General features: G+C 57.0%; 9 protein-coding genes and 1 pseudogene. 7 read left to right on the top strand and 3 right to left on the bottom strand.

The window, feature by feature from the left end; genetic code table 11:
- The 4 genes and pseudogenes from CKO12_RS15505 to ispD all read left to right on the top strand — a co-directional run.
- Nucleotides 1–399: pseudogene (locus CKO12_RS15505) on the top strand (hypothetical protein); the annotation flags it as partial.
- Between the two features lie 194 nt (nucleotides 400–593).
- Entirely contained in the window at nucleotides 594–1,871 is a 1,278-nt protein-coding gene (gene eno, locus CKO12_RS05815) for a phosphopyruvate hydratase (RefSeq protein ID WP_200153791.1), read from the top strand.
- 63 nt (nucleotides 1,872–1,934) lie between these two features.
- Complete coding sequence (ftsB, locus tag CKO12_RS05810; RefSeq protein ID WP_200153790.1) at nucleotides 1,935–2,213, top strand: cell division protein FtsB; 279 nt, start codon at nucleotides 1,935–1,937, stop codon at nucleotides 2,211–2,213.
- 77 nt (nucleotides 2,214–2,290) lie between these two features.
- Nucleotides 2,291–3,007: a 2-C-methyl-D-erythritol 4-phosphate cytidylyltransferase gene (ispD, locus tag CKO12_RS05805; RefSeq protein ID WP_200153789.1), complete on the top strand. Its 717-nt coding sequence runs from the start codon at nucleotides 2,291–2,293 to the stop codon at nucleotides 3,005–3,007.
- A 6-nt stretch (nucleotides 3,008–3,013) separates the two neighbouring features.
- Here ispD and pyrR read toward each other — a convergent pair whose 3' ends face one another.
- The 3 genes from pyrR to CKO12_RS05790 are packed head-to-tail and all read right to left on the bottom strand — an operon-like array spanning nucleotide 3,014 to nucleotide 4,559.
- Nucleotides 3,014–3,568, bottom strand: coding sequence for a bifunctional pyr operon transcriptional regulator/uracil phosphoribosyltransferase PyrR (gene pyrR / locus CKO12_RS05800; RefSeq protein WP_338032699.1), 555 nt, complete (start codon nucleotides 3,566–3,568; stop codon nucleotides 3,014–3,016).
- The gene (gene ruvX, locus CKO12_RS05795; RefSeq protein WP_200153788.1) at nucleotides 3,555–3,968 is read right to left on the bottom strand and encodes a Holliday junction resolvase RuvX; all 414 of its coding nucleotides are present in this window, start codon (nucleotides 3,966–3,968) and stop codon (nucleotides 3,555–3,557) included. Before ruvX ends, pyrR begins: the two co-directional genes overlap by 14 nt.
- Nucleotides 3,969–3,992: 24 nt before the next feature.
- On the bottom strand, nucleotides 3,993–4,559 hold the full coding sequence (locus tag CKO12_RS05790; RefSeq protein WP_200153787.1) for a YqgE/AlgH family protein: 567 nt from the start codon (nucleotides 4,557–4,559) through the stop codon (nucleotides 3,993–3,995).
- A 158-nt stretch (nucleotides 4,560–4,717) separates the two neighbouring features.
- Between CKO12_RS05790 and pyrE the strand changes: the two genes are divergently transcribed.
- Genes pyrE through CKO12_RS05775 form a run of 3 tightly spaced genes read left to right on the top strand, consistent with a single transcriptional unit; the run spans nucleotide 4,718 to nucleotide 7,678 of the window.
- Nucleotides 4,718–5,359 (top strand): orotate phosphoribosyltransferase, encoded by a 642-nt coding sequence (gene pyrE / locus CKO12_RS05785; RefSeq protein ID WP_200153809.1) that lies wholly within the window; start codon nucleotides 4,718–4,720, stop codon nucleotides 5,357–5,359.
- A gap of 1 nt (nucleotide 5,360) precedes the next feature.
- Entirely contained in the window at nucleotides 5,361–6,347 is a 987-nt protein-coding gene (locus CKO12_RS05780) for a DUF4124 domain-containing protein (protein WP_200153786.1), read from the top strand.
- Nucleotides 6,344–7,678, top strand: a complete 1,335-nt coding sequence (locus CKO12_RS05775; RefSeq protein WP_200153785.1) for an O-antigen ligase family protein — start codon at nucleotides 6,344–6,346, stop codon at nucleotides 7,676–7,678. The genes CKO12_RS05780 and CKO12_RS05775 overlap by 4 nt, the downstream gene beginning before the upstream one ends.
- The last annotated feature ends 195 nt before the right edge of the window (nucleotides 7,679–7,873 follow it).

Raw genomic sequence — 7,873 nt, 5'->3', positions numbered from 1 at the left:
ATAAAATTGAATTGCGCCCCACACCTGAACAGATGGTGTATTTGGATAAAGCCTGTGGCTCCAAACGCCATTGCTATAATCAGTTGTTGGCGCATTTTTCAAAGCCAGAAAATAAGTGGTCAAAAAAAAAATGAAGCACATCAGCATTACAGTAACGTACTTCGTAAAGAATTTGAGTGGTACAACGAAGTTTCCAGTCGTGTCACCCGCAATGCAATTGATGATTTGGATGCCGCGTTTAAGCACTTTTTCAGGCGCGTAAAAGCAAAACAAAAAGCAGGTTTTCCACGCTTCAAAAAACAGGTCTACAATCGCTCTGGTCTTGACAGTTACAGCCGAGACCTTAATTGCACACCAGAGCAAAGTGAGACCATAGTTTCATCATGGCTTTTGCGTTGACGGTGTGAATATATCAAAGCGAGATTTGTACGCTTTTGTATAGATTTTGTTAGATATTTAGTAGCGGCACTGTGTTTTAGTTGGCAGTTGTCAGTCAATCCAGACGCCCGCGTTATACTGCTGACGACCCAGTCGCATTGAAGTCAATCAACTTATTGATTGGCTTTATTTTTTAGTTACGCAAGGAGTGAAATATGTCAGAAATTGTCGATATTCGGGCGCGTGAAGTTTTAGATTCACGCGGCAATCCTACGGTGGAAGCCGATGTCATCACTGCGAACGGTGCCATCGGACGCGCCATCGTGCCGTCTGGTGCCTCCACCGGTTCCCGTGAGGCGCTGGAGCTGCGCGACGGCGACAAATCCCGTTATGGCGGCAAGGGCGTGTTGACGGCAGTCGCCAACATTGAAGGTGAACTGCGCGACGCCGTGCTCGGTTTGGACGTGACCGATCAAGCAACGCTTGACCAGCGGATGATCGCGCTGGACGGCACCGACAACAAAGGTCGCCTCGGTGCCAACGCGCTGCTCGGCATCTCGCTGGCAGCTGCTCATGCCGCTGCGCAGGAAAAGGCGCTGCCGTTATTTCGCTCGCTGGCTGCCGGCCCTTATCGCCTGCCGGTGCCGATGATGAATATCATCAACGGCGGCAGTCACGCCGATAACAGCGTTGATTTTCAAGAGTTTATGATTCTGCCGGTCGGCGCTGCCAGCATCCGCGAAGCGGTGCGTTATGGCGCAGAAGTGTTCCATGCCCTCAAGTCGGTGCTGCACCAGCGCGGCATGGGCACCGCAGTTGGCGATGAAGGCGGTTTTGCGCCGAATCTGCCGTCTAACGTCGCTGCAATTGAGGCGATTTTAGAAGCGATCACCAAAGCTGGCTTCACCGTCGGTACCGATATTTATCTCGGCATGGATGTCGCGGCATCGGAGTTTTATAAAGATGGGCGCTATCACCTCGCCGGTGAAGGGCGCACGCTCGACGCAGACGGGATGATTGATTTATTGGCGAATTGGGTCGCGCAATATCCAATTATTTCGATTGAGGACGGGCTGGCAGAAGGCGATTGGGACGGCTGGAAGCGCCTGACCGAGCGGCTCGGCGATAAGGTGCAGATCGTTGGCGATGACCTGTTTGTGACCAATACGACAATTTTGCAGGAAGGCATCGACAAACAGATCGCCAATTCCATCCTGATTAAAGTCAACCAGATCGGTACGCTCACCGAAACGTTGGCGGCGATCACGATGGCGCACAACGCGGGTTATACCGCCGTCGTCTCGCATCGCTCCGGCGAAACGGAAGACACCACGATTGCCGATCTGGTGGTTGCCGCCAGCACCGGACAAATCAAAACTGGCTCGCTGTCGCGCTCCGACCGCGTGGCCAAATACAACCAATTGATGCGCATCGAAGATCAGTTGGGCGACGCGGCGATTTATGCTGGACGTGCTGCCTTTCGCTGGCTGTAAGTAAACATTTAGCCGAATCAACCGCCGCTAGGCGCTGTTAAACAATGAGGGATTGATGGCGCGATGCGGCGATTGATTGCAGTGCTCATAATGCTGTTGATAACCCTGCAATACCGGCTCTGGGTGGGGCAGGGGAGCCTCGCGGAGCTGCGCACGTTCAAACAAGACCTTGCGTTATTGGAAGATGAATTGGTGCAATTGCGGGCGCGTAATCAGGAGCTGCAAGCGGAAGTGGTTGATCTCAGCGAAGGTGAGGAGGCGGTGGAGGAACGAGCGCGGACGGAACTCGGCATGATCAAAGCCGGGGAGATGTTTATTCAAGTGCTTGAAAAACAAAAATAAACAATTGGTTCACAGCGCCTTTCTCTTCACGGAGCGGGGCTTTTTTTTGACGACTGACCAGCATGACTGCGGACAACATGACTCACATTTCTCAATTTTGGGCGATCTTGCCTGCCGCTGGCGTCGGTCGCCGCATGGGCAGCGCCATTCCGAAGCAATATCTTGATCTGGCGGGACGCGCCGTGATTGAACACACGCTGGAGGTGTTTCTCGCTGACGACCGCATCCGCGCCATCGTCGTCGCGCTTGATCCGGCAGATGGTTATTGGGATGACACCCGCTATGCCGCGCATCCTCAAGTCATCCGCGCTACCGGTGGGGCAGAACGCTGTCACTCGGTGCGCAATGCGCTCACGGCAGTGACGGCGGCTGGCGCTCACGAGCAGGATTGGGTGTTGGTACACGACGCAGCGCGACCGTGTTTGCAAGCGACTGATTTGGATCATTTAATCACCACGCTGCGCGATGATGCAGTCGGTGGGCTGCTCGGCATTCCGGTGCGCGATACCATGAAACGCGCTGCTGCTAACGGACGGATCGCCGCGACGGTTGATCGCGCCAGCCTCTGGCACGCCTACACCCCGCAAATGTTTCGACTGGGGCTGCTCGGGCGGGCGCTGGATGCCGCGCTGACTGCCAATGAGCTGGTCACTGATGACGCCGCTGCGCTGGAGCGGCTGGGTTATGCGCCGCGTTTCGTCGAAGGTCACGCCGATAACATCAAAATCACTCGCGCTGAAGATTTGCCGCTGGCGCGGTTTTATTTGCAGCAACAAGGGCGGATCGAACGCTGAGATCGCTCAACTGCCCGCTTTTCGCACTAACTGAAGCGGCTGCGGCCCGAGCAATTTGATCTGGTGCGCTCGTGCAAACGGCGGGCGCACGCCCACCACATCCGGCGCAATCGGCAATTCACGTCCCGCCCGTTCGGCCAGCGTCGCCAGCAGCACCGTCGCCGGTCGCCCGTAATCAAACAGCACATTGAGCGCCGCCCGAATCGTGCGCCCGCTTTGCAGCACATCGTCAACCACAATCAAATGCCGGTTATCAATGCTCACCGGCAGCGAGGAAGGACGCACCTGCGGATGAATGCCAATCCGCGTGAAATCATCGCGGTAAAACGAAATATCGAGATGACCCAGCGGCTGCGTCAATCCCAACAGCGCATGTAACCGCTCCGCCACCCACACTCCGCCCGTGTGAATGCCGATCATCAACGGATTGCTCATCTCGCGTCGCGCCAGCACTGCCGCTAATTCGGCGGCCATAGTCACGAGAACGGTGTCCAGCGTCGCGGCATCCACCAAGATGTCTGGCGCAGGTGCTTCAGCAGCACAAGGATCAGGATTGGTCACAGAGCCATGTTTCCAAAATGAGGGCCGCAGCAAGCGCATCGACTGCTTCCCGTGACGGTGAATGATGCCCGGGACGGGCGGATAACTGCTGGCGGGCGTCAAGCGAGGTCAAGCGTTCATCAATCAAATGCACCGGCAAGCGATAGCGTCCGTGCAATTGGCGTGCAAAGCGATGCACCAGCGGCGACCAGTTCACTTCGGTGTCATCCATATTGAACGGCAAACCCACAACCAATGCCGTCGGCTGCCAGTCGGTAATCAACGCCGTGATCCCAACCCAATCCGGTTGTTGATTGCGACTGCGCAGTGTCGTCAACGGCGTAGCGGAGCGCGTGAGCAACTGCCCCACTGCAATCCCGATCTTGCGGGGACCAAAATCAAAACCGAGCAGAACTGACATCAGCGGTGCTCGCCCTGCGCCAGCTCAGGCATGACCGACTTCGCCACTGAGCAGATGCAGGTCTTCCACGCCCAGCAATTGTGCCGCTGCCAGCCATCGCGCTTCGGGCGGCATCCGAAACAGAATGTCGGTGCTCGCCGGGCCGTTGAGCCACGAATTCGCCCGCATTTCCTGCTCCAATTGCCCGCCGCCCCAGCCGGCATAGCCCAAGGCAATGAAAATCTGCGCCGGACCTTCGCCATTGGCGATGGCTTCCAGCACATCCCGCGAAGTGGTCACACTGATGTCTGGCGTGATCGCCAAGGTGGAATCAAACGCTGGCCCGCCGCTGTGGAGCACAAAGCCGCGATCCGTTTGCACCGGGCCGCCTTGATACACCGGCGTTTTGCGCACGGCGCTGTGATCGGTGGTGATGTCGAGCTGCGTGAGTAAATCGCCGAGCGTCACTTCTAACGGGCGATTGATGACAATCCCCATTGCGCCTTGCTCCGTGTGTTCGCAGACATAGGTCACGGTGCGAGCAAAGTTCGGGTCTTGCAGCCCGGGCATCGCAATGAGGAAATGATTGATCAGTGAGGAGCTAAATGGCATGGCGCTAGTATCCTAATCGGTGCTTGGTCAAGCAAGCCTGCGCACGAGCGGCGGGGCGTCTAATGTAAACTCAAATGTCAGCGCCCGTTTGTCACGCGGGCGCTCACAACCTTAAACCCTATCTGTCACATCGTTTTTTAAGCTACGAGACCGTCGCAATGTATGCGTATCAACGTCAATTTCTGGATTTTGCCATTGAAATCGGCGCGCTGCGGTTCGGTGAATTTACGCTGAAATCCGGGCGCAAAAGTCCCTATTTTTTCAACGCCGGTGGCTTTGATACCGGAGCGCGTTTGGTGCAGCTTGCCCGCGCTTATGCCCACTGCATCGTCCACGCCGATTTAGACTTCACCATCCTGTACGGCCCCGCCTACAAAGGCATCCCCTTGGCAACCGCCACCAGCCTCACGCTCGCGCACGAGCACGGACGCGAAACACCATTTGCCTTTAATCGCAAGGAAATCAAGGATCACGGCGAAGGTGGGCTGATTGTCGGCACCCCGCTCGCCGGACGAGTGCTGATTATCGACGACGTCATCACCGCTGGCACCTCGGTACGCGAATCCGTAGACATCATCCGCGCTGCGGGCGCAGTTCCGGCTGGCGTGGTGATTGCCTTAGATCGGCAAGAGCGCGGACAGCACGGCTGCTCGGCGGTGGACGAAGTACACGCCACCTTTGATCTGCCGGTATTCAGCATTTTGACGCTCACCGATGTGCTGGTTTACCTCGAAGATGCTGCCACCGCTCCGGAGGTCGCCGCCGCCGTGCGCGACTATCGCGCCACTTACGGGGTGTGACATGCGCCCGCGCCGCCTCATTCCCCTCTGCACCACCGTGCTGTGGAGCGCCAGCCTCTTCACAGCCGGATTAGTCACCGCCGCCGCAGAAGGACAGCTCTATCGCTGGGTCGATGACAGCGGCGTCGTCCATTATTCCGACCGCATTCCGCCCCAACAAATCGAACAAGGACACACCACGCTGAATCGGGAAGGCATCCGCACCGAAGTGGTCGCGCCCGCGCCGACTGCGGAAGACCTCAAACGGATCGCTGAACAGGAGCGGCTGCAACAGGAAGCCGCACGCCGTGCGGTTCAAGAACGCCAAACCAATCAAGAACTGCTGCAACGGTTTCATTCTATTGAAGATTTATTGCTCACCCGCGACGGCAAAATTGCCGCGATTGATGCCCTCAACCAAACCACCCGCGACCGGATTCGCCAAGCCCAGCAGCGCCTGCGTGATCTGCACAAGCAGCGGCTGGCGCGGCAGCCGCAAGACCCGCCGTTGCCAGTGTCTTTTGCCGCTGATATGGCGCAGGTCGAGCAGCAGATTCGCGCTGGCTATACCACGATTGTCAGCCAAGAATTTCAAAAAGTAGCCATTCACGCCGACTTCAATCAATTGCAAGCCCGTTATCTCGCTTTGAAAAATAACGCCACCCCCGGCGCGAATGTCGCCTCACCGCCAACGGCGGAATTAGCCAACAATCTCGTGCGTTGCACGGGCGCTGCGGCTTGCCAACGCGCTTGGCAAACCGCGCAAGCCTACGTCCGCGCCCAGCCCGACATCCGCGAAGAACTCACCGGCGCGGGGCTATTGATCGCCGTGCAGCGCGATGACCGCGAAGAGCGCCTGCTCACCTTGGTGTGGATTCAGCAGCCGAGCGATCCAGCGGTGTCGCTGTATTTAGATTTGGAGTGTAAAAACCGGCGCACCGCCAGCTTGATCTGCACCAATCAAGCGGCACTCAAGGCGCGTGATGGTTTCCGGGCGGCGCTGGAATGAACGTTGGTCATTTTCTGCGCCAGCTTCCCGCGTGGGCAGCGGGACGCTTGCCGCAGCTCACGGCGGTGCTGTTGGTCATCAGCACGGCGACGGTGACGGTTGCGCACAATCAATTGCACGGCACGGCGCTGCATCTGTTGATTTTATTGAGTGTGATCTGGCTGGCGCGACGAGCAGCAGCGCCATTGCCCCGCACTGCCGCCTCGCGCCGCGCCAAGCGTTTGGCTGCACCATTTTTGCTGTACGCCTTGATCGCCGTTCTGTCTGCCGGTCACGCCGGTTTTGATGACCGCGCTGTCAACGGACTTGATTATTTCAGTTACTTTTTAGCGGGCGGAGTGCTGCTGCCGTTTCTGGTCGCCATGCGCCCCCCAGCCGATTGGTTTTGGTTCGCTATCGGGGCGGCAGCACTGCTTTCTGGACTCCACGCGGGCTGGGAGATGCACCACCTCAGCGCCGCCTTCCAGCACGCGACGGGGATGGAGTACCGCGCTGGCGGCAGCAAGGGCAAACCAATTCCGTTCGGCGACATTGCAACCTTGACCACTGCGTTGAGCGTGTTGGCAGCCTGCGTGTTTTATGCGGCACGACGGCGCGGGGCGTGGTTCTTTCTGCTTGCTGCGACTGCCGGCGGCTATGCCAGCGTTGTTTCTGGCACTCGCGGAGCGTGGGTGTTTTATCCGACCGCGCTGCTGGTGATCGGCGGCTATCTCTGGCAGCAATTCCCGACCCGACGTTGGATGGTGCTGGGTTTGTTCAGTGTGACGCTGCTCGGGGGGGCGCTGCTGGCGCATTCGGCGCTGATTCAAGATCGCTTCACCATTGCGGTGACGGAAATTCAGGACTATCGCGCCGGCGCGGGCGTGAATTCTGGCAATGCGCTGGGTGAACGGTTTGAGATGTGGCGAGCGGCGGTGATGGCGGGACGTGAACAGCCGATGCTGGGGATTGGCGTCGGTCATCTCAACGCCTATTTCAAACAGTTGGCGACGGCGGGGCTGATTGCGCCGGCGATTGTGGAATTTAATCACGGCAACGGCCATACCCACGCGCATAACGATTATCTCCACGCCTTGGCGACTTGCGGGGTGCTGGGTTTGAGCGGATTGCTGCTGGTGTATCTCGTGCCGTTGACGGTGTTTGTGCGGGCGGCGGTGAATGAGCACATTTCAAAGCGGGGTTTGAATTACGCGGGGATACTCACTTTATTGGGTTATATGCAGTTTTCCCTGACGGATTCGGTATTGCTGACGCGCATTACGGCGGCTTTTTTTGTATTGCTGTGCTGTTGGTTGCTGGCGCTATCAATCGGGCTACATCAGGAGGAGTAGTGCCAATTATTTTTTGATGTATATCATTTATCATCAATTGATATATCAAGCAGCTAATGTAATAACAACAGCGTGCAGTTTTTTAGAAAGTGGCTTATTTGCCGAGGACATTTTAATCGCTATAAATTGCAAAATGTCCTCCCTTCTTATTTAGTCAAATCCAGACGCCATTTTTGGGTAAAAATGGTATTTCAA

This window comes from Chromatium okenii (assembly GCF_016583745.1).
GTDB lineage: Bacteria > Pseudomonadota > Gammaproteobacteria > Chromatiales > Chromatiaceae > Chromatium > Chromatium okenii.
Note: the sequence above shows the minus strand (reverse complement) of the source record. Positions and strands in the feature narration are given on the sequence as shown.